The organism is Burkholderia lata (assembly GCF_000012945.1).
GTDB lineage: Bacteria > Pseudomonadota > Gammaproteobacteria > Burkholderiales > Burkholderiaceae > Burkholderia > Burkholderia lata.
The window spans coordinates 146,505-166,700 of the sequence record NC_007511.1 but is presented as its reverse complement, the minus strand read 5'-3'; the positions used below and the strand labels follow the sequence as shown (position 1 = coordinate 166,700).

Annotated in this window: 16 protein-coding genes; 10 read left to right on the top strand and 6 right to left on the bottom strand. The window is 67.8% G+C overall.

Annotated features, from left to right (window positions below; genetic code table 11):
* Window positions 1-8 precede the first annotated feature (8 nt).
* From BCEP18194_RS23525 to BCEP18194_RS23500, 6 genes are all read left to right on the top strand, one after another.
* Entirely contained in the window at window positions 9-1,229 is a 1,221-nt protein-coding gene (locus tag BCEP18194_RS23525; protein WP_011353765.1) for a CaiB/BaiF CoA transferase family protein, read from the top strand.
* Entirely contained in the window at window positions 1,226-2,026 is an 801-nt protein-coding gene (locus BCEP18194_RS23520) for an enoyl-CoA hydratase/isomerase family protein (RefSeq protein ID WP_011353764.1), read from the top strand. Before BCEP18194_RS23525 ends, BCEP18194_RS23520 begins: the two co-directional genes overlap by 4 nt.
* Before the next feature lie 84 nt (window positions 2,027-2,110).
* On the top strand, window positions 2,111-3,163 hold the full coding sequence (locus BCEP18194_RS23515; protein ID WP_011353763.1) for a porin: 1,053 nt from the start codon (window positions 2,111-2,113) through the stop codon (window positions 3,161-3,163).
* Between the two features lie 10 nt (window positions 3,164-3,173).
* Entirely contained in the window at window positions 3,174-4,496 is a 1,323-nt protein-coding gene (locus BCEP18194_RS23510; protein ID WP_011353762.1) for an MFS transporter, read from the top strand.
* 39 nt (window positions 4,497-4,535) lie between these two features.
* Complete coding sequence (locus BCEP18194_RS23505) at window positions 4,536-5,690, top strand: acyl-CoA dehydrogenase family protein (protein WP_011353761.1); 1,155 nt, start codon at window positions 4,536-4,538, stop codon at window positions 5,688-5,690.
* A 33-nt stretch (window positions 5,691-5,723) separates the two neighbouring features.
* Window positions 5,724-6,662 (top strand): alpha/beta hydrolase, encoded by a 939-nt coding sequence (locus tag BCEP18194_RS23500; RefSeq protein ID WP_011353760.1) that lies wholly within the window; start codon window positions 5,724-5,726, stop codon window positions 6,660-6,662.
* A 58-nt stretch (window positions 6,663-6,720) separates the two neighbouring features.
* Here the strand turns inward: BCEP18194_RS23500 and prpF are convergent, their stop codons facing one another.
* From prpF to prpB, 4 genes are all read right to left on the bottom strand, one after another.
* Window positions 6,721-7,911, bottom strand: coding sequence for a 2-methylaconitate cis-trans isomerase PrpF (gene prpF / locus BCEP18194_RS23495; RefSeq protein WP_011353759.1), 1,191 nt, complete (start codon window positions 7,909-7,911; stop codon window positions 6,721-6,723).
* Between the two features lie 26 nt (window positions 7,912-7,937).
* On the bottom strand, window positions 7,938-10,532 hold the full coding sequence (acnD, locus tag BCEP18194_RS23490) for a Fe/S-dependent 2-methylisocitrate dehydratase AcnD (RefSeq protein WP_011353758.1): 2,595 nt from the start codon (window positions 10,530-10,532) through the stop codon (window positions 7,938-7,940).
* 79 nt (window positions 10,533-10,611) lie between these two features.
* Complete coding sequence (gene prpC, locus BCEP18194_RS23485; protein ID WP_011353757.1) at window positions 10,612-11,784, bottom strand: bifunctional 2-methylcitrate synthase/citrate synthase; 1,173 nt, start codon at window positions 11,782-11,784, stop codon at window positions 10,612-10,614.
* A gap of 212 nt (window positions 11,785-11,996) precedes the next feature.
* The gene (prpB, locus tag BCEP18194_RS23480) at window positions 11,997-12,890 is read right to left on the bottom strand and encodes a methylisocitrate lyase (protein WP_011353756.1); all 894 of its coding nucleotides are present in this window, start codon (window positions 12,888-12,890) and stop codon (window positions 11,997-11,999) included.
* A 170-nt stretch (window positions 12,891-13,060) separates the two neighbouring features.
* Between prpB and prpR the strand changes: the two genes are divergently transcribed.
* Window positions 13,061-15,043, top strand: coding sequence for a propionate catabolism operon regulatory protein PrpR (prpR, locus tag BCEP18194_RS23475; protein WP_011353755.1), 1,983 nt, complete (start codon window positions 13,061-13,063; stop codon window positions 15,041-15,043).
* A 32-nt stretch (window positions 15,044-15,075) separates the two neighbouring features.
* Here the strand turns inward: prpR and BCEP18194_RS23470 are convergent, their stop codons facing one another.
* Entirely contained in the window at window positions 15,076-15,696 is a 621-nt protein-coding gene (locus BCEP18194_RS23470) for a CGNR zinc finger domain-containing protein (RefSeq protein ID WP_011353754.1), read from the bottom strand.
* A 279-nt stretch (window positions 15,697-15,975) separates the two neighbouring features.
* Here BCEP18194_RS23470 and BCEP18194_RS23465 point away from each other — a divergent pair, with 279 nt between their 5' ends.
* Window positions 15,976-16,359 carry a VOC family protein gene (locus BCEP18194_RS23465; RefSeq protein ID WP_011353753.1) on the top strand — a complete coding sequence of 128 codons (384 nt, stop codon included), beginning with the start codon at window positions 15,976-15,978 and terminating at the stop codon, window positions 16,357-16,359.
* A gap of 132 nt (window positions 16,360-16,491) precedes the next feature.
* On the opposite strand, the gene BCEP18194_RS23460 is transcribed toward BCEP18194_RS23465, so the two are convergent.
* Window positions 16,492-17,340 (bottom strand): ureidoglycolate lyase, encoded by an 849-nt coding sequence (locus BCEP18194_RS23460; protein ID WP_011353752.1) that lies wholly within the window; start codon window positions 17,338-17,340, stop codon window positions 16,492-16,494.
* A 664-nt stretch (window positions 17,341-18,004) separates the two neighbouring features.
* Here BCEP18194_RS23460 and BCEP18194_RS23450 point away from each other — a divergent pair.
* Both BCEP18194_RS23450 and BCEP18194_RS23445 read left to right on the top strand, forming a co-directional pair.
* Window positions 18,005-18,826, top strand: coding sequence for an IclR family transcriptional regulator (locus tag BCEP18194_RS23450; RefSeq protein ID WP_041493150.1), 822 nt, complete (start codon window positions 18,005-18,007; stop codon window positions 18,824-18,826).
* Between the two features lie 174 nt (window positions 18,827-19,000).
* The gene (locus BCEP18194_RS23445; RefSeq protein ID WP_011353750.1) at window positions 19,001-19,552 is read left to right on the top strand and encodes a hypothetical protein; all 552 of its coding nucleotides are present in this window, start codon (window positions 19,001-19,003) and stop codon (window positions 19,550-19,552) included.
* Window positions 19,553-20,196 lie beyond the last annotated feature (644 nt).

Here is a 20,196-nt window from a genome sequence, read left to right as displayed (position 1 = left end):
ACATCGTCATGACAAGCAGTCACGAAGGCGCACTCGCAGGCGTGCGCGTGGTCGACCTGAGCCGCGTCTACGCGGGGCCGTTCTGCGCGCAAACGCTCGCCGACCACGGCGCGGACGTCATCAAGATCGAACCGCCGCAGGGCGACGAAACGCGCGACTGGGGGCCCGCGATGCCGAACGGCATCTCCAGCTACTACTGGGGGCTCAACCGCAACAAGCGCAATCTCGCGCTCGACCTGTCGCATCCGGACGGGCGCGACGTGCTGTTCCGCCTGCTCGACACGGCCGACGTGCTGATCGACAACTTCAAGCAGGGCACGCTCGAACGCTGGGGCATCGGCTACGACGACTGCCTGCGCGAGCGCTTCCCGCGCCTCGTCCACTGCTCGATCTCCGGATACGGCACCGACGGCCCGCTGGCGCGGTTTCCGGGCTACGACGCCGTCGCACAGGGCCTCGCCGGCTTCATGTCGATCAACGGCGAACCGGGCGGCATGCCGTTGAAGGTGCCGTTCCCGGTCGTCGATTACGCGGCAGGCCTGAGCGCCGTGTCGAGCGTCCTGCTCGCGCTGGTCGAACGGACCCGCTCCGGCCTCGGGCAGCATGTCGACATCGACCTGTTCAGCACCGCGCTGTCGATGCTGCATCCGGTCAGCACGACCTGGATGGCGACCGGTGACGTGCCCGTCGCGACCGGCAACGTGTATGGCGCAATCGCGCCGTACGGCATCTATCCGTGCAAGGACAAACCGATCTCGACCGGCGCCGGCAACAACCGCACGTTCGCGCGGCTCGTCGAAGCGCTCGGCGTGCCCGAGCTGGCGCACGACCCGCGGTTCGCGACCAACGCGAAGCGCGTCGCCAATCGCGATGCGCTCGATACGCTGCTCGGCCAGCTGACCGCGGAACGGCATGCCGACGACATCGTCGAGCGGCTGCTGAATACCGGTGTCGCGGCAGGCCCGGTGAACACCGTCGCCGATGCGTTCGGCCACCCGCAAGCCGCCCGCAACGCGATGTTCGTCAAGACCGGCACGTACACCGGCGCGGGCGTCCCCGCCAAGCTCTCCCGCACGCCCGGATCGATACGCCGGCCGCCCCAGCCGTTCGCCGCCGACACCGACGCCGTGCTCGACGCACTCGGCATCGACGCGGCTCACCGGGACGCGCTCCGGCAAGCGGGCGTGCTCCACGACATGCGCGCGGACACCACCGGGAGCGCGTCATGACCTCGTCCGGCTCGTTCTCTTCGCTGACGGGCGACGACGCCCCGTCGATCCTGCGCAACGACGACAACGGCATCGCGTGGCTGACGATCCATCGTCCGCACGTCGCCAATGCGCTGTCCGCGGAAGCGATCCGGCGGCTGTGCGACGAACTCGTCACGCTCGACGACAACCCGTCGATTCGCGTGATCGTGATCCGCGGCGCGGGCGACCGTGCCTTCAGCGCGGGCGTCGATCTCGGCGACCCCGAGATGCGCGGGATGCAGCCGATGCGCGGGCTCGCACGCAACGTGCACGAGCTGATCCTCGAACTGCGCAAGCCGACCATCGCGGCGATCAACGGCTACGCGATCGGCGGCGGCTTCGAGATCGCGCTCGCGTGCGACCTGCGGATCGCCGCCGATCACGCGACCTTCGCGCTGCCCGAAGCACGCGTCGGCATGGGCGCGAACTTCGCGAGCGTGCTGCTGCCGCGCATGCTGCCGCGTGCGATCGCGATGGAGCTGCTGTTCACGGGCCGCCGCTTCGACGCGGACGAGGCGCAGCGCGCCGGGTTGCTGAACCGCGTCGTCCCCGGCGCCGCACTCGACGACACCGTGCGCGACCTGGCGCAGACGATCGCCGGGAACGCGCCGCTCACGATCCGCCGCATCAAGGAAACCGCGGCACGCAGCCAGGGGTTGCCGGTGGCCGCCGCGCTGCGGCTGGACGTCGGCCCCGACGTCTATGCGAGCGAGGACCGGATCGAGGGCGCCCGCGCGTTCCTCGAGAAGCGCAAACCGGTATTCAAGGGACGCTGAACCCGACGCAGCACGGCAGCATCACGCGCGCAACCGCTCCCAGAACGCGGGCGCACGAAAAAAACATGGAACGGAGACACCTTCATGCAACGAAAAGCATTCGTGGTCGGCGCGTGCATGCTATGCGCCACATCGGCGCACGCGTCGTCGGTCACGCTGTACGGGATCGTCGACAGCTACGTCGAATTCGATCGCATCGGCAGCCTGTCGAGCGTGCGGCAAAGCGGCGGCGGATCGTCGACGAGCCGGTTCGGGCTGACGGGCGTCGAGGATCTCGGCGGCGGTACATCGACGAAGTTCGTGCTGGAAAGCGGCTTCTCGCCAGCCGACGGCTCGTTCCAGGGCGGCACGCTGTTCTACCGGCAGGCCTACGTCGCGCTGCAGAACACGCGCTACGGCGACCTCCGGCTCGGCCGGCAATACACGCCGTCGTTCTATGTCGTCTATGACGGCGATCCGTTCGGGCTCAACGAACGGCTGTCGCCGCTCGCGCTGCTCGCGACGTCGACGGACACGATCACCCCCAACACGACGCCGCCGATTCCGCGCTTCAACCAGGCGGTGTCGTACCTGAGCCCCGACTGGAACGGCCTGCGCGTGATGGCGACATACGGCTTCCCGACGCCGAATGCGCTGTCCACACAGGCCGGACGCAACTATGGCGCCGGGCTCCAGTACCGGAGCGGCGGGTTCTACGTTGGCGCGGGCTTCCAGGGCGACACGTCGGCCGGCAACCTGTCGCCCGTCGTCTCGCCGTCGACCACCCGCCACTACGTGTTCGCGGCCAACTACGCGTTCGCGCACGTCAAGCTGTACGCCGCATTTCTCTATGGCGTCAGCACGGCACCGAACCTGCCTGCGTTCTCGACCGCGAGTGCCGGTGCGTCGATCGACGTCGGCGCGCTCGATCACGTGCTCGTCTCGGTCGTGCGCCGCGACGTGAAAGGCTCGGCGAACGACGCGACCGCGCTCGGCGTCGGGTACGACCACCCGCTGTCGAAGCGGACGTCGCTCTATGCACGCTATCTCTACATGAAGAACGGCGGCGACGCGCGCAACACCGTCGTCGTCGGCCTGCAGCCGCAACCGGGCGGCACCGAGCAGGTGTTCGCGCTCGGCATCGTTCACCGTTTCTGATGGAGTCCTCATGACCCCGACCCTTTCGACCGACCCGGCCGCCGTCGACGATGGTGCGACACCGGCGCTCTACCGCCGGATCTCGCGCCGGCTGCTGCCGTTCCTCATCCTCTGCTACACGCTGTCGTTCATCGACCGGATCAACATCGGCTTCGCGCACGCGCAGATGGCGGCCGAACTGCACTTCTCCGACGCCGTGTACGGGCTCGGCGCGGGCATCTTCTTCATCGGCTACATGGCGTTCGAGATTCCGAGCAATGCGCTGCTTGTGCGGATCGGCGCGCGCCGGACGATCGCGCGGATCATGGTGCTGTGGGGGCTCGGCTCGGCCGCGACGATGTTCGTCACCACACCCGCGCAGTTCTATGCGTGCCGCTTCCTGCTCGGCGTGTTCGAGGCGGGCTTCTTCCCCGGCATCCTGTTCCATCTCGGCGCGTGGTATCCGCCGAAGCAACGCGCGAAGGCGTTCGCGCTCTTCATGACCGCGCTGTACCTCGCGGGGATGATCGCCGGCCCCGTGTCGGGCGCGATCCTGTCGTACTTCGACGGCGCCGCCGGCCTGAGCGGCTGGCAATGGCTGTTCCTCGTGGAAGGGCTGCCGAGCAGCGTGCTCGGCTTCGTCGCGCTGCGCTTTCTCGACGACCGGCCGGACGACGCACGCTGGCTGTCGGAAGCCGACAAGGCCGCGCTGCGCGCCGCGCACACGCAGGCCGAAGCCGGCACGCCGGAGGCAATCACAGCTCGACCGCTGCTTGCGCACCGCGATTTCTGGCTGCTGTGCGCGGCCAATTTCGCGATCGCGGCCGCCGGCTATGCGCTGGTGTTCTGGATGCCCGTGATCCTGCATCGCGGCGGCCTGCATGGCGCGATGCAGATCGGGCTGCTGTCCGCGCTGCCCTACCTGTGCGGCATCGTCGGCATGCTCGGGATGGGCTGGCGCACCGAACGCCGGCGCGAATGGCGCGGGCACGGCGCGTTCGCGATGATCGCGTGCGCAGCGGCGCTCATCGGTCTCGCAAGCGTCACCGGCACGCCGCACCTGATGATCGCGCTCTGCATCGCGGTCGCTACGCACGCAGCGACGCTACCGGCGTTCTGGGTGCTGCCGGGGCTCGCGCTGCCGAAGCGCTCGATGGCGGTCGCGATCGCGGCGATCACGATGTCCGGCGCGATCGGCGGGTTTGCGAGCCCGTTCCTGATGGGCGTGCTCAACACGGCCACCGGGTCGATGCGCGGCGGACTCTATTTCAACGCCGCGCTGCTCGCAGCTGGTGCCGTCGCGTTGCTTTTCACGCTGCGCGCCCGCGCATCGTCTCGTCCGAACGCGGGCTGACCGCGTCGGCATTTCCTTCCCTCCCCCTCATCGACTCTCATGAATTTCGAACTCGAACTCGACCACCGGATGATCCGGGACCTCGTCGCACGCTTCGTGAAGGACGAACTGATTCCACTCGAAGCAGCCGTGATGGCGCGCGAGTCCGACGGCCGGCCCTTCGGGCTGCTCGACGACGAGCGCGCGCACCTCGACGAGCGCTCGCGGCAGCTCGGCCTGTGGGGACTCGACGCGCCGCTCGATGCGGGCGGCGCCGACCTGCCGGCCGTCGCGATGGTCGGCGTGAACGAAGCGATCGGCACGACCGTGACCCCGTACATCCTGCCGCCCGATTCGCCGAACCTGCGGATGCTGTGCGACGTGGCCGACGATGCGCAGCGCGCACGCTATCTCGACCCGTACGCACGCGGCGTCACGCGCGCCGCGATGGCGATCTCCGAGCCGGGCGCCGGCTCGGATCCGGGCGCGTTGTCCACGACGGCCGTGCGTGACGGCGACGGCTGGGTGCTGAACGGCCGCAAGATCTGGATCAGCCACGCGACCGAAGCAGACTGGACGATCGTGATGGCGCTCACCGATCGAAGCAAGGGCAAGCGCGGCGGCATGTCGGCGTTCATCGTCGACCGCGACACGCCGGGCTTCATCATCGAACGCCGGATCCCGATGATCGGCGGGCTGTCCACGTATGAAATCGTGCTGGAGAACTGCCGCATTCCCGCCGTGCAACTGCTGGGCCGGGAAGGCGCCGGTTTCGCGCCGATGCAGGCACGGCTCGCGAACCGGCGGCTGGAGATGGCCGCCTGGTGCATCGGCCGCGCCGAGCGCGCGGTCGCGCTGCTGTGCGACCATGCGAAACAGCGCAAGACCTTCGGCGTGCCGCTCGCGGAACGCCAGGCGATTCAGTGGTGGGTCGCCGATGCGCTCACGCAAATCCATGCGTGCCGCCTCATGACCTACGAAGCGGCCGCGCGCGTGGATGCCGGGCAGGACGCGCGCACGCAGATCTCGATGGTCAAGGTGTTCGCGACCGAAATGGCATGGCGCGTCATCGATCATGCGATGCAGACGCTCGGCGCGATGGGCATGACGAAGGAAATGCCGCTGCAGCAGATGGCCAGCGAAGCGCGGCTGATGCGCATCTTCGAGGGCCCGACCGAGGTACACCGTTGGGTCGTCGCGCGCAGCGTGCTGTGAGCGCGCATCCCGCCTTTTCGATGGAGTGACGCGTTGGATACCCTGCATCTCGTCGATCGTGAAATCCGCCCGCTGCTCGTGGCCTGGCCGACCGTCACGCTCAGCGCCGACACCCTCGCGCAGTCGCGCGAACGCGTGCTGCCGCTACCACCGCCCGACCTCGCCGGCAGCACGCTCGAACGCCGCGCGGTGCCCGGCCCCGCCGGCGCGCCGGACGTCCCGGTCCTCGTCTACCGACCCGACGCCGGCGTGCGCCCGCTCCCGGCGATCGTCCACATGCACGGCGGCGGCTACGTGCGCGGCGCGGCAAAGGATCTCGAGGCGGTGCACCGGTCGGTCGTGACAGAGCTCGGCTGTGCGCTGATCTCGATCGACTACCGCCTCGCGCCGGAAACCGTATTTCCCGGTGCGATCGAGGACTGCTACGCAGCGCTCGCGTGGGTCTTCCGCCAGGCCGATGCACTCGGCATCGACCCGGCGCGGATCGGCGTGGCAGGCGAAAGCGCGGGCGGCGGGCTCGCCGCCGCGCTGGCGCTGCTGGCACGCGATCGCGGCGAATACCGGCTCGCGTTCCAGCATCTGATCTATCCGATGCTCGACGATCGCACCTGCACGCGCGCGCCGCATCCGCATGCCGGTGAGTTCGTGTGGCACGCGGCCAACAACCGGTTCGGCTGGAGCGCGTTGCTCGGTCACGCGCCGGGCCTCGACGGCGTGTCGCCGTACGCGGCCGCCGCACGCGCCACGCAGCTGGAAGGCCTGCCGCCCGCGTTCCTGTCGGTCGGCTCGCTCGACCTGTTCCTCGACGAGAATCTCGACTACGCGCAGCGCCTGCTTCGCGCAGGCGTGCCGACCGAACTGCACGTGCTCCCCGGCGGCGTGCACGGTTTCGACATCGTGCCCGGAGCCCGCGTCGCCGAAACGGCACGTCGCCTCAGCCACGACGCGCTGCGCCGGTTCCTGCACGGCTGATGAAAACAACGCGGGCGGCCGAAGCCGCCCGCATCTGCACCGCACCAGCCGGCCACGCTCAGAACGCGTCGCCCGGCACGCGCACCCAGCCTTCCATCAGCACGCGTGCGCTGCGGCTCATGATCGCCTTGGTGACGGTCCACTCGCCGTTCTCGAGCTGCGCTTCCGCGCCGACGCGCAGCGTGCCCGACGGATGCCCGAAGCGCACCGCGTTGCGTTCGCCACCGCCCGCCGCGAGGTTGACGAGCGTGCCGGGAATGGCCGCGGCCGTGCCGATCGCGACCGCCGCCGTGCCCATCATCGCGTGGTGCAGCTTGCCCATCGACATCGCGCGCACCAGCAGGTCGACGTCACCCGCGTTCACGCGCTTACCGCTCGATGCGACGTAATCGGCCGGCTTCGCGACGAACGCGATCTTCGGCGTGTGCTGCCGCGTCGCGATTTCATCGAGCGTGTCGATCAGGCCCATGCGCAGCGCGCCGTGCGCACGAATCGTCTCGAACTTCTCGAGCGCCTTCGCATCGCCGTTGATCGCGTCCTGCAGCTCGGTGCCCGTATAGCCGATCGCTTCCGCTTCGACGAAGATCGTCGGAATGCCCGCGTTGATCATCGTCGCCTTCAGCGTACCGACGCCCGGCACCGCGAGATCGTCGACCAGGTTGCCGGTCGGGAACATCGACCCGCCCGCGCCTTCTTCCTCGGCGGCCGGGTCCATGAACTCGAGCTGCACCTCGGCGGCCGGGAACGTGACGCCGTCCAGCTCGAAGTCGCCCGTCTCCTGCACCGCGCCGTTCGTCACCGGCACATGCGCGACGATCGTCTTGCCGATGTTCGCCTGCCAGATCCGCACGGTCGCGACGCCGTCGCGCGGCACGCGCGCCGGATCGACGAGCCCGCCGCTGATCGCGAACGGGCCGACCGCCGCCGACAGGTTGCCGCAGTTGCCGGTCCAGTCGACGAATGCCTTGTCGATCGAGACCTGACCGAACAGGTAATCGACGTCGTGGCCGGGCCGCGTGCTCTTCGACACGATCACCGTCTTGCTGGTGGACGACGTCGCGCCGCCCATCCCGTCGATCTGCTTGCCGTACGGATCGGGGCTGCCGATCACGCGCAGCAGCAGCGCGTCGCGCGCGGCGCCCGGCGCCTGCGCGGCATCCGGCAGGTCCTGCAGCCGGAAGAACACGCCCTTGCTGGTGCCGCCGCGGATATAGGTCGCGGGAATCCTGATTTGAGGAGTGTGAGCCATGTGTGCGTTATCCCTGTGTGACTCGATCAAGCCGCCTGCGACGATTCAAGGAAGTCCTGCGCGAAGCGCTGCAGCACGCCGCCCGCTTCGTAGATCGACACTTCCTCGGCCGTATCGAGCCGGCACGTCATCGGCACCTCGACGCGCTCGCCGTTCCTGCGGTGAATCACGAGCGTCAGGTCGGCGCGCGGCGTGCGCTCGCCGATCACGTCGAAGGTCTCGGTGCCGTCGATGCCGAGCGTCGTCCGGTTCGTGCCCGGCTTGAACTCGAGCGGCAGCACGCCCATCCCGATCAGGTTCGTGCGGTGGATCCGCTCGAAGCCTTCGGCGGCGATCGCCTCGACACCCGCGAGACGCACGCCCTTCGCGGCCCAGTCGCGCGACGAGCCCTGGCCGTAGTCGGCGCCGGCCACGACGATCAGCGGCTGCTTGCGATTCATGTACGTCTCGATCGCTTCCCACATCCGCATGACCTTGCCTTCCGGCTCGACGCGCGCGAGCGAGCCCTTCTTCACCGCGCCGTCGACGATCGCCATCTCGTTGATCAGCGTCGGGTTCGCGAAGGTCGCGCGCTGCGCGGTCAGGTGGTCTCCCCGGTGCGTCGCGTACGAGTTGAAGTCTTCTTCCGGCAGGCCCATCTTCGCGAGGTATTCGCCGGCTGCACTGTTCAGCAGGATCGCGTTCGACGGCGACAGGTGGTCGGTCGTGATGTTGTCGCCGAGCACCGCGAGCGGGCGCATGCCGTGCAGCGTACGCTCGCCGGCCAGCGCGCCTTCCCAGTACGGCGGACGGCGGATGTACGTGCTCTGCGCGCGCCAGTCGTACAGCGGCGCCGCGCGCTCGCCCGCATCGGCGCTACGCGCGAACATCGGCTCGTAGACCTTGCGGAACTGCTCGGGCTTCACGCTCGACGCGACGATCGCATCGATCTCCTCGTCGGTCGGCCAGATGTCCTTCAGCGTGACGGGCTTGCCGTCCTGGTCGTGGCCGAGCACGTCCTTCTCGATGTCGAAGCGGATCGTGCCGGCGATCGCATACGCGACCACCAGCGGCGGCGACGCGAGGAACGCCTGCTTCGCATACGGGTGGATGCGGCCGTCGAAGTTGCGGTTGCCGGACAGCACGGCCGTCGCGTACAGGTCGCGATCGACGATCTCCTGCTGGATCTTCGGATCGAGCGCGCCCGACATCCCGTTGCAGGTCGTGCACGCGAACGCGACGATGCCGAAGCCGAGCTTCTCGAGTTCGGGGAGCAGGTTCGCTTCTTCCAGGTACAGCTCGACCGCCTTCGAGCCGGGCGCGAGCGAGCTCTTCACCCACGGCTTGCGCGTGAGGCCGCGCGCATTCGCGTTGCGTGCGAGCAGGGCCGCTGCGATCACGTTGCGCGGGTTGCTGGTGTTCGTGCAGCTCGTGATCGCGGCGATGATCACCGCGCCGTCGGGCATCTCGCCCGCCTTCTCTTCCCACTGGCCGGCGATCCCGCGTGCGGCGAGATCGGACGTCGGCAGCCGCTTGTGCGGGTTCGACGGGCCGGCCATGTTGCGCACGACGCTCGACAGGTCGAACGTCAGCGTGCGCTCGTATTGCGCGTTGTCCAGCGTATCGGCCCACAGGCCCGCCACCTTCGCGTAGGTCTCGACGAGCTTCACCTGCTCGTCGCTGCGGCCGGTGAGGCGCAGGTAGTCGGTCGTCTGGCCGTCGATGAAGAACATCGCGGCCGTCGCGCCGTATTCGGGCGCCATGTTCGAGATCGTCGCGCGATCGCCGAGCGTGAGGCTCGACGCGCCAACGCCCCGGAACTCCAGGTACGCGCCGACCACCTTTTCCTTGCGCAGGAACTCGGTCAGTGCGAGCACGACGTCGGTCGCGGTGATGCCGGGCTGACGCTTGCCGGTCAGCTCGACGCCGACGATGTCGGGCAGGCGCATCCACGATGCGCGGCCGAGCATCACGTTCTCCGCTTCGAGGCCGCCGACGCCGATCGCGATCACGCCGAGCGCGTCGACGTGCGGCGTGTGGCTGTCGGTGCCGACGCAGGTGTCCGGATACGCGACGCCGTCTTGCGCCTGGATCACCGGCGACATCTTCTCGAGGTTGATCTGGTGCATGATGCCGTTGCCCGGCGGGATCACGTCGACGTTCTCGAACGCCTTCTTCGTCCACTCGATGAAGTGGAAGCGATCCTCGTTGCGGCGATCCTCGATCGCGCGGTTCTTCGCGAACGCGTCCGGATCGAAGCCGCCGCATTCGACGGCGAGCGAGTGGTCGACGATCAGCTGCACGGGCACGACCGGGTTCACCTTGGCCGGGTCACCGCCGCCGTCGGCGATCGCGTCGCGCAGGCCGGCGAGATCGACGAGTGCCGTCTGCCCGAGGATGTCGTGGCACACGACGCGCGCCGGGAACCACGGGAAATCACGTTCGCGCTTGCGCTCGATGATCTGCTTCAGCGAATCGGCGAGGATCGCCGGGTCGCAGCGGCGCACGAGGTTTTCGGCGAGCACGCGCGACGTGTACGGCAGCGTGTCGTAGGCGCCGGGCGCGATCGCTTCGACCGCGGCACGCGCGTCGAAATAGTCCAGCGACGTGCCGGGCAGGGGTTTGCGGTTGGCGGTATTCATGGTGTGGGGAACTCGGGTATGGCGTCCGGCGCACGCCCGGCCCCCGTCACGCGGGAGGCCGGTGTGCACGGTGGGCGTTTCAGCGCTTTTCGATCGGTACGAACTGCAGGTCTTCCGGACCGGTGTAGTTCGCGCTCGGGCGGATGATCTTGTTGTCGATGCGCTGCTCCATGATGTGCGCGCTCCAGCCGGACGTGCGCGAGATCACGAACAGCGGCGTGAACATCGCGGTCGGCACGCCCATCATGTGATACGACACCGCGCTGAACCAGTCGAGGTTCGGGAACATCTTCTTCGCGTCCCACATCACCGATTCGAGGCGCTCGGCGATGTTGTACAGCTTCAGGTCGCCCGCTTCCTTCGACAGCTTGTGCGCGACGCCCTTGATCACCTTGTTGCGCGGATCGGAGATCGTGTAGACCGGGTGGCCGAAGCCGATCACGACTTCCTTGTTCTCGACGCGGCGACGGATGTCGGCTTCGGCGTCGTCCGGCGAGCTGTAGCGGCTCTGGATCTCATATGCGACTTCGTTCGCGCCGCCATGCTTCGGCCCGCGCAGCGCGCCGATCGCGCCGGTGATCGCCGAGTAGATGTCCGAGCCCGTGCCCGCGATCACGCGACCGGTGAACGTCGACGCATTGAATTCGTGCTCTGCGTACAGGATCAGCGACGTGTGCATCGCTTCGACCCACGACTTCGACGGCGTCTTGCCGTGCAGCAGGTGCAGGAAGTGGCCGCCGATCGAGTCGTCGTCGGTTTCCGTCTCGATGCGCTTGCCGTTGTGCGAGAAGTGATACCAGTACAGCAGCATCGAGCCGAGCGATGCCATCAGGCGGTCGGCGATGTCGCGCGCGCCCGGCAGGTTGTGGTCGTCCTTCTCCGGCAGCACGGTGCCGAGCACCGACACGCCCGTGCGCATCACGTCCATCGGGTGCGCGGATGCCGGGATCTGCTCGAGCGCCGCCTTCAGCGCGTTCGGCAGGCCGCGCAGCGCGCGCAGCTTGTTCTTGTATGCGGCCAGTTCGGTCAGGTTCGGCAGCGTGCCGTGAACGAGCAGGTGCGCGATTTCCTCGAATTCGCACGACTCGGCGACGTCGAGAATGTCGTAGCCGCGATAGTGCAGGTCGTTGCCGGTCTTGCCGACCGTGCACAGTGCGGTGTTGCCGGCCGTCACGCCCGACAGCGCCACCGACTTCTTCGGCTTGAATGCGCCTGCGGCGGCCGGTGCTGCTGCGTCTTTCGTCTCGCTCATGTTTCTGCTCTCCAATGTGTATCGGGGGTATCAGAGGCCGGTTCAACCGGCGCCTCGGCGCCGGGCCCGACCGCTGCAAAGCTGTCGGCCGGACTGGGCGCTTCAGCGCCTGGTGCGGCCCCATGCAAAGCTGTCGGCCGGACTTGGCGCTTTAGCGCCTGGTGCGGCCCCATGCAGCGCTCTCCGGAATCGAATCCCGGTGCGCGGGCGCGTTACTTCTTGCCCTGCGCGAACAGCTCGTCGAGCTTGCGCTCGTATTCGTGATAGCCGAGGAAGTCGTACAGCTCGGCGCGCGTCTGCATTGTCGGCACGGCCGCCTTCTGCGTGCCGTCGCGGCGCAGCGTCTCGTAGAAGTTCAGTGCGGCCTTGTTCATCGCGCGATACGCGCCGCAGCAGTACAGCGCGATGTCGACGTTCGCCTCGCGCAGCTCGTCGAGCGTGAACAGCGGCGTCGAGCCGAATTCGGTCAGGTTCGCGAGGATCGGCACCTTCACGGCTGCCTTGAAACGACGGTAGTCGTCGAGCGACTTCATCGCTTCCGGGAAGATCATGTCCGCGCCGGCTTCGACATAGGCCACCGCGCGCTCGATCGCCGAATCGATCCCTTCGGCCGCGGCGGCGTCGGTGCGCGCCATGATCACGAACTGGTCGTCGGTACGCGCATCGACCGCCGCCTTGACGCGATCGACCATTTCTTCGACCGGCACGACTTCCTTGCCCGGACGGTGGCCGCAGCGCTTCTGGCCGACCTGGTCTTCCAGGTGCACGGCCGCGACGCCGGCCTTGATGAACGAGCGCACCGTGCGCGCGATGTTGAACGCGCCGCCCCAGCCCGTATCGATATCGACCAGCAGCGGCAGGTCGGTCGCGTTGGTGATGCGGTTCGCGTCGATCAGCACGTCTTCCATCGTGCTGATGCCGAGGTCGGGGATCCCGAGCGAGTTCGCGGCGACGCCGCCACCCGACAGGTACACGGCCTTGAAGCCGACGGCCTGCGCCATCTTGGCTGCGTAGGCGGTGATCGCGCCGACTACCTGCAGCGGCTGCTCCGCCGCGACTGCCGCGCGGAATTTCGCGCCGGCGCTCTGAAGATGCGTATTGCTCATGAACGGCCTCCTGAAGGAACGACCATTAACAGCAAGGACCGGGCCAGCTCACGCAATGCCGCTAACCCACTGATTCTTAAGCACCTTGCACGGGCGAGGCAGCGCCCGACGATTTCAATTCGGCAATCTCATGTTTCAAAAATGAAATCGCACGCGCATAATCGACCGCCATGGACCTCTCCTCGACCAAGCCCGTCGGCCCGGCCGATCGCGCGGTGCGCCCGCGCATCTGGGCGATGGGCATCAGCCGCCTGCGCGATCTCTTTCGCGAGATCGCCGGCGAATTCGACGAACGCGCCGACGTGCGCATCGTGACGCGCGCCTATGAGGATGCGCTCAGCGCGATCGCCGAGGCCGGCACCGCGCGGCCCGACGTGATCGTCGCGGCCGGCTCGAACGGCGGCTTCCTGAAAACGCGGGCGCAGGTGCCGGTGGTGGTGGTGTCGCCGACCGGCTTCGACGTGATGCAGGCGCTTGCGCGCGCACGGCGCGACGCGTCGCGGATCGCACTCGTCAGCGCCGGGGAAACCCCGCCCGAAGTGCGTCGCTTCGTCGCCGCGTACAGCCTCGACGTGCAGTTTGCGTCATATCAGTCTGCACAGGAAGCGGAAGCCTGCGTGCACGAGCTGAGCGACCGCGGCATCGAGACGATCGTCGGCCCCGGCCTCGTCACCGATCTCGCGGCCAGCGCCGGCATGGGCGCGGTGTTCCTGTATTCGCACGCATCGGTACGCAAGGCCGTCGATACGGCACTCGAAGTCGCGTATGCGACGCATGCCGAGGCATTCCGCCGCCAGCGGCTCGACAACCTGCTCCAGCACCTGCGCGACGGCGTGGTCGCGCTCGACGCGCGCGGCCGTGTCGAGGCGATCAACGAGCGGCTCGCGTCGGCGCTCGGGGTCGAACCCGCGGCGGCCGTCGGCCGCGCGCTCGTCGACCTGCGGCCCGAGCTGCGCACGCTGCGCGGCGAGGACGGCGACGCGCTCGCGACCGTGCGCGGCGTGCGCTACGTCGTGCATCGCGGGCCGCTCGTCGATCGCGGCGTCACGTCGGGCAGCGTGCTGACGTTCCAGGAGTCGCGTGCGGTCGAACGGCTCGACCGCGCGCTGCGCTCGCAGCCCACCACGCAGCAGTTCGCGGCGCGCTACGCGCTCGACGACGTGGTCGGCGCATCGGCGCCGATGGCGCGCGTGCGCGATCTCGTGCGCCGCTACGCGAAATCCGATGCGACCGTGCTCGTGCTCGGCGAAAGCGGCACCGGCAAGGAAATGATCGCGCAAAGCCTGCACGCGCTGTCCGCGCGGCGCAGCTACCCGTTCGTCGCGGTCAATTGCGGCGCGTTTCCGGAAGCGCTGCTCGAAAGCGAGCTGTTCGGCTATGAGGAAGGCGCGTTCACCGGTGCGCGGCGCGGCGGCAAGACCGGCCTGTTCGAAGCCGCCCACCGTGGCACGCTGTTTCTCGACGAGATCGGCGAGATGCCGCCGTCGCTGCAGAGCCGCCTGCTGCGCGTGCTGCAGGAGCGCGAGGTGATCCGACTCGGCTCGACCGAGCCGATCCGCATCGACGTGCGCGTGATCGCCGCGACGCACCGCCCGCTGCTCGCGGCCGTAGAAGCCGGCACGTTCCGCGCGGATCTCTATTACCGGCTCAACATCCTGAACGTCGGCCTGCCGCCGCTGCGCGAGCGCGCCGCCGACATCCCGGCGCTCGCGGCCACGCTGCTCGTACAGGCCGCGCGGCGCGAACCGCGCCTCGCCGAACGCCTGCGCGACGCCGCCGATGCCGCACGCGTGCTCGGCGTAACGCAGGCTGCGCTCGCACGCTACCGGTGGCCCGGCAACGTGCGCGAACTGCAGAACGTAATCGAACGGATCGCGGTGGAGCTGGCCGAGGAAGCCGACGAAAGCGATCCGGCCGCCGCGTGCGGCGCGCTCGATCCCGACGCGCTGCTAGCGATCGCACCCGAGCTGTTCGCGGCACCGCCCGACGCAGCCGACAGCGACGACGCGCAGACACTGCAAGCGCGCCGCCGTCGCGCGGAAGCCGACGAGATCCGCGCGGTACTCGACGCATGCGGCGGCGACCGCGACCGCGCATGCGCAATGCTCGGCATCAGCAAGACGACGTTGTGGCGGAAGTTGTCGGCGAAATAGGGGCGACTGCCGCGCAGTGAACGGGCCGACCGTCAGTCGGCCTTGTGATAGTGGCGGTATGCCTTCGCGCGATTGCCGCAGGACGACATCGAACACCAGCGGCGGCTGCCGTTCTTGCTGTCGTCGATGAACAGCCACTGGCAGGCGTCGTTCGCGCAACGCTTGACCTTCGCGAGCCGCGCACCGCCGAGCAGGTCGATCGCCGACCACAGTACCGGGCTCAGCAGCCCGGCCAGCGTCGCACGCCCCTCCCCGATCCGCCACGCATAGCCGCCATCGATGCGCGCCAGCGCGACGCGCGGCGCCGCTTCCGCGAGGAAGCCGCCGAGCAGCGCGAGATCGTCGGCCTGCGGCTCGCGCTGCTCGGCCTGTGCATGAAAGAGCCGATAAAGCGCCTCGCGCAATGCGAGTGCGCGCGCCAGCATCGCCGGCTCTCCCGCCTCCTCACCACGCGCGCGGCATGCTTCCGCCAGGCCGGCCGGCACGCCAGCCTGCTCGCGACACCATGACAGCAGATCGCCCAATGTGCCGAAGGTTTCTGTCGGCGGATCGCTGCCGCGCCAGTACAGCGTGTTCGCGAAATCGATGCTCAGGGTTTCGGGCGGCGCCGGAATCAGGCAGTCCATCGTGACGGAAGGTTGCGTATCGCTCATGCCCCGAATCGTATCTAACCACCATACCGGTTGACAAGCCTGCGAGCGCTTTCTAACATAACCAGCATGATAGTTATAAAAAGGTTTGCTGCACTGACACCCGCCTCAGTTCAAGGAGCCACAGATGATCGATCGCCTTTTGTCCGGCGTTATCCACAACAACAGAAGCCGCGCGTTCTACGACAGCACGCTCGGCGCACTCCGCTACAAGCGGCTGGCATGGTGGTTATAAGCAGGTTTGCCGCACTGAAGTCCCCTCTCAGTCCAAGGAGCCAACAGATGATCGATCACCTTTCGTTCGGCGTTGCACACATCGGCCGCAGCCGCGCGTTCTACGACAGCACGCTCGGCGCACTCGGCTACAAACGGCTGTATAGCGACGATGACTCCATCGGGTACGGCGCGACTGAGCCGGAGCTGTGGCTGCAGCATGCGGCTCGCCCCGTTGCCGCCGATCCCGACTCGGGGATGCACCTGTCGTTCAAGGCCGCTTCGCCCGTCGAGGTCGACGCGTTCTACCGCGCCGCGCTCGAGCACGGCGGCCAGGACAACGGCGGACCCGGCAAGCGCGAACACTACGGCCCCGGCTACTACGCGGCGTTCGTCGTCGATCCCGACGGGTATCGGCTGGAAGCGCATTGCGAACTCGACAACGTCGTCTGATCCCGCCCGCGTACGAATGGCAAGGGCCCGATTCCGCGCAATGCGGAATCGGGCCCTTGCCTTTGAACCATCGGTATCCGGCGCCCGCCGACCGCCGGCGGCGGTCGTTCGACGGGATCGCCGAATGCGCGGCTATCGCGCGTCGCGCGTGTGCTGCAGTTGCTCGCCGAGCCCTTCCACACCGAGCCGCACCATCTGGCCGGCCTTCAGGAATACCGGCGACGGCTTGATGCCCATGCCGACGCCCGGCGGCGTACCGGTCGTGATCACGTCGCCCGGCTGCAGCGTCATGCAGCTCGACAGATAGGCGATCAGCTGCGCGACGGTGAACACCATCGTGCGCGTGTTGCCGTTCTGATAACGGTGGCCGTCGATTTCGAGCCACAGGTCGAGGCGCTGCGGATCGGGCACCTCGTCGCGCGTGACGAGCCACGGACCGATCGGGCCGAACGTGTCGAAGCCCTTGCCCTTGTCCCACTGGCCGCCGCGCTCGATCTGCCATTCGCGTTCGGACACGTCGTTGACGACGCAGTAGCCCGCGACGTAATCGAGCGCGCGCGCTTCGTCGACGTCCTTGCAGGTCGCGCCGATCACGACGCCCAGCTCGACTTCCCAGTCGGTCTTGACCGAGCCCTTCGGGATGTCGATGCCGTCGTTCGGGCCGCAGATCGAGCTCGTCCACTTGCCGAACACGACCGGCTCCTTCGGCACCGGCATGCCGGCTTCGGCCGCGTGATCGGCGTAGTTCAGGCCGATGCCGATGAATTTGCCGACATGCCCGACGCACGCGCCGATGCGCGGCTCGCCTGACACGAGCGGCAGCGTGGCCGGATCGATCGCGCGCAGCCGCGCGAGACCCGCGTCGGACAGCACATCGCCGGACAGGTCCGGCACATGCGCGGACAGGTCGCGAATCCGGCCGTCCGCGTCGAGAATACCGGGCTTTTCCTGGCCGGACGGGCCATAGCGAAGCAGTTTCATCGTGCTCAACCTCTGTTGTCGAATGGGACAGGATTCCGGCCGACGCGGCCCTTCGCGGCCGCGCGCCGGACTGATTGTCGATCGTCGATTGCGCGCGTCGGCGCCGCATCCGGCATGCCGTCGACGCGCGAGGGTCGCGCGGGCGCAGCGATCGTGGCGCCGCACGGAAGTACGGCGCGCATCGAACGGGCGGCCGCCGGTCTGCGCATCGGCGACGACGGCCCGGCACCCGCGACATGGTCCGGCCCGACCGGCCGGCTTCACGCGCGGCCGCACCGTCGCTGGCCCGCCAGCCTTTGTACCACCGGCCGCGCACCGTGAAATGACGCGCGACGGATACCGACTATTGGTGCGCCTGCCGACGCTGCGGCGCAGCATCGCGGGCCGCGCCGCAGCCCGATTTCCTTTCGAACACCTTGAACCGGTGCCACCTGTCATGAATACCGGGTATTCGGGGCTTCCCTGTCATCCCGGAAGGGAATCGATCCGTTCTTGTTTGGTAACGATCGGTAAAAAGACGCTGCATTGCACACTAAATGTTTGTTGTTAAGCTCAAACGGATGGCGTTCGTCGCCACACGCGGGCCCGACACATGCGTGTTGCAGAATCGGCCAGCGTGCGTCGCCAATCGATCGAAAGTAATCCCTCCAACTTCACACCAACAATGCAAACAACCAACGACCTGCTTCCCGGCTGCGACGCACGGGAATCGATGGGCGCAATCGACCGCTACCGTGCACCCGCGCTCGACAAGGGTCTCGACATTCTCGAACTCCTTTCGGAGCAGAAAGAAGGCCTCACCCGCACTGAAATCACGAAGGAACTCGGCCGTAACGCGAGCGAGATCTACCGGATGCTCGAACGCCTCGTCGCGCGCCGCTACGTGATGCGCTCGACCGGCGGCGACCGCTACACCCTCAGCCTCAAGCTGTTCTCACTCGCGCACCGGCATCCGCCGATGAGCCGGCTGATTGCCGAAGCCTTGCCGCCGATGCAGCGTTTCGCCGACGCCTCCGAACAATCGTGCCACCTGTCCGTCTACGATCGCGGCAACCTGCTCGTGATCGCGCAGGTCGACGGGCCCGGCTCGTGGGGCGTGTCGGTCCGGCTCGGCTCGCGCGTCGGGCTCGCCGATACGGCATCGGGGCGCGTGATGCTGTCGTTCCAGGGCGCCGAGCAGCGCGCACACATGCTCGCCGAGCACCGCAAGGTCAAGGGCGAAGGGCCGCTGAACGAGCAGGAACTCGCGTATGCGTGCCAGTCCATCCGGCAAGACGGTTACCTGCGCCAGGACAGCCGCCAGGCATACGGCGTGACCGACCTGACCGCGCCGATCCTCGGGCCGTCCGGCCATGCGATCGCGGTGCTGACCTGCCCATACATGCGCCGGATCGATGCGCACACGGCGCCGTCCGTCGACACGGTCGTCGAAGGGTTGCGCGACACGGCCGCCAATCTGTCGATGTGCCGCGACGAGACCTGCTGACGCGCAGGCTCGGCGGAGCGCACCGGGAGCAGCACAATCGCGTCGCCCCCGGTCGCGCCCCCCCCCTTCCGCGGAGCGCGACACACGGTGCCATATCGTGCGCACACGGCGCTACGCTAAAATAGCGGCCCTCTCAAAAACTACGGCGGCCGGTTGTCGCGGCCGTCGTGTCCGATGGATGTCATGGCCAAACTTCTGAACGATCAAGAATTCCAGCGTTTCTCCGAACTTCAGCAGAAGCAGGCAAGCTTCACGATCACGCCTGAAGAGGCGGACGAGCTGCGCGATATCGTCGCGCGCGCGCAGAAGAAGCGCGACGATCGTACCGCTGCAATGCAGGCGATCGAGAGCTACATCGAGCAGTTCGACATCACGCCCGACGAACTCTTCTCGCCCGAACAGATCGGCGACGCCGCCCGCACCTACGGGCTCATCACGGCGACCAAGAAGGAACGCACGCTGCCGCCGTCGATCACGTTCAACGGCAAGCCGTACCAGTGGACCAAGACGCTTCCGGACGACGTGCGCGGCGCGCTGTTCGAAGCGTTCACGTCCGGCGAATCGGTCAAGCGCTTCATCGCGATGCCCAAGGACGCCGCACGCTGTGCACTGACGATCGCCCGTCTCGAGCGCGAAACCGGCGCCGTCTATGCCGATCCGCACCTCGAGGAACTCGCGATTTCGCGCGATCAGGTAAACGACGCGGCGTTGAAACTCGCTGCCTGAATGTAGCCACGGGCACGGTTCATGCGTGCCCGTACCCTGCGTGACGCCGGCCCTGGCCGGCGCTGCGCTTGCGGGAGCAGTGCGTCCGGACGCTCCCGAAAAGTCTCACCTTGACGTCCCGCAAGCGCTCACCGACGCCTCCCGAAAAAGCTCACCAAGGCTCCTGGAAACGCTCACCCAAGCCTCCCGGATGTCCTCACCGACAGTTCCCGCAGAACCTCACCGAAGCGCCCCGGAAAGGCTCACCGACGCCTCCCGGAGACCCTCACCGGCCGATCCCGCAGAGTCTCACCGGCCACTCCCGGGAAGGCTCACCGAGCGCTCCTGTATCAGCTCACCGCCACCTTCCCGGAGAAGCTCACCCACGGCTCCCGAAAAATCTCACCTTTTGGGCAAGTTCGAAGTTTCGAGGGTGGAATGCGGCGATAAACGAGTGCGGATACCTTGCGGAAAACCGCGACGCGGGACGGATATCACGGCAAGCGGTACGCGTCGCGCGGTGCCTGACCGGTGCCATTTGTGCGCCGATATTTCCGTCTCGAACGGGCGCCGACACGTTCGCGGCGGCTTCGCTCGCGTGGCGAGACAGGTTCGAACGCCGTGCATCCCCGACCAAGAACATCCGCAACGTGCAAGGAGGCTGG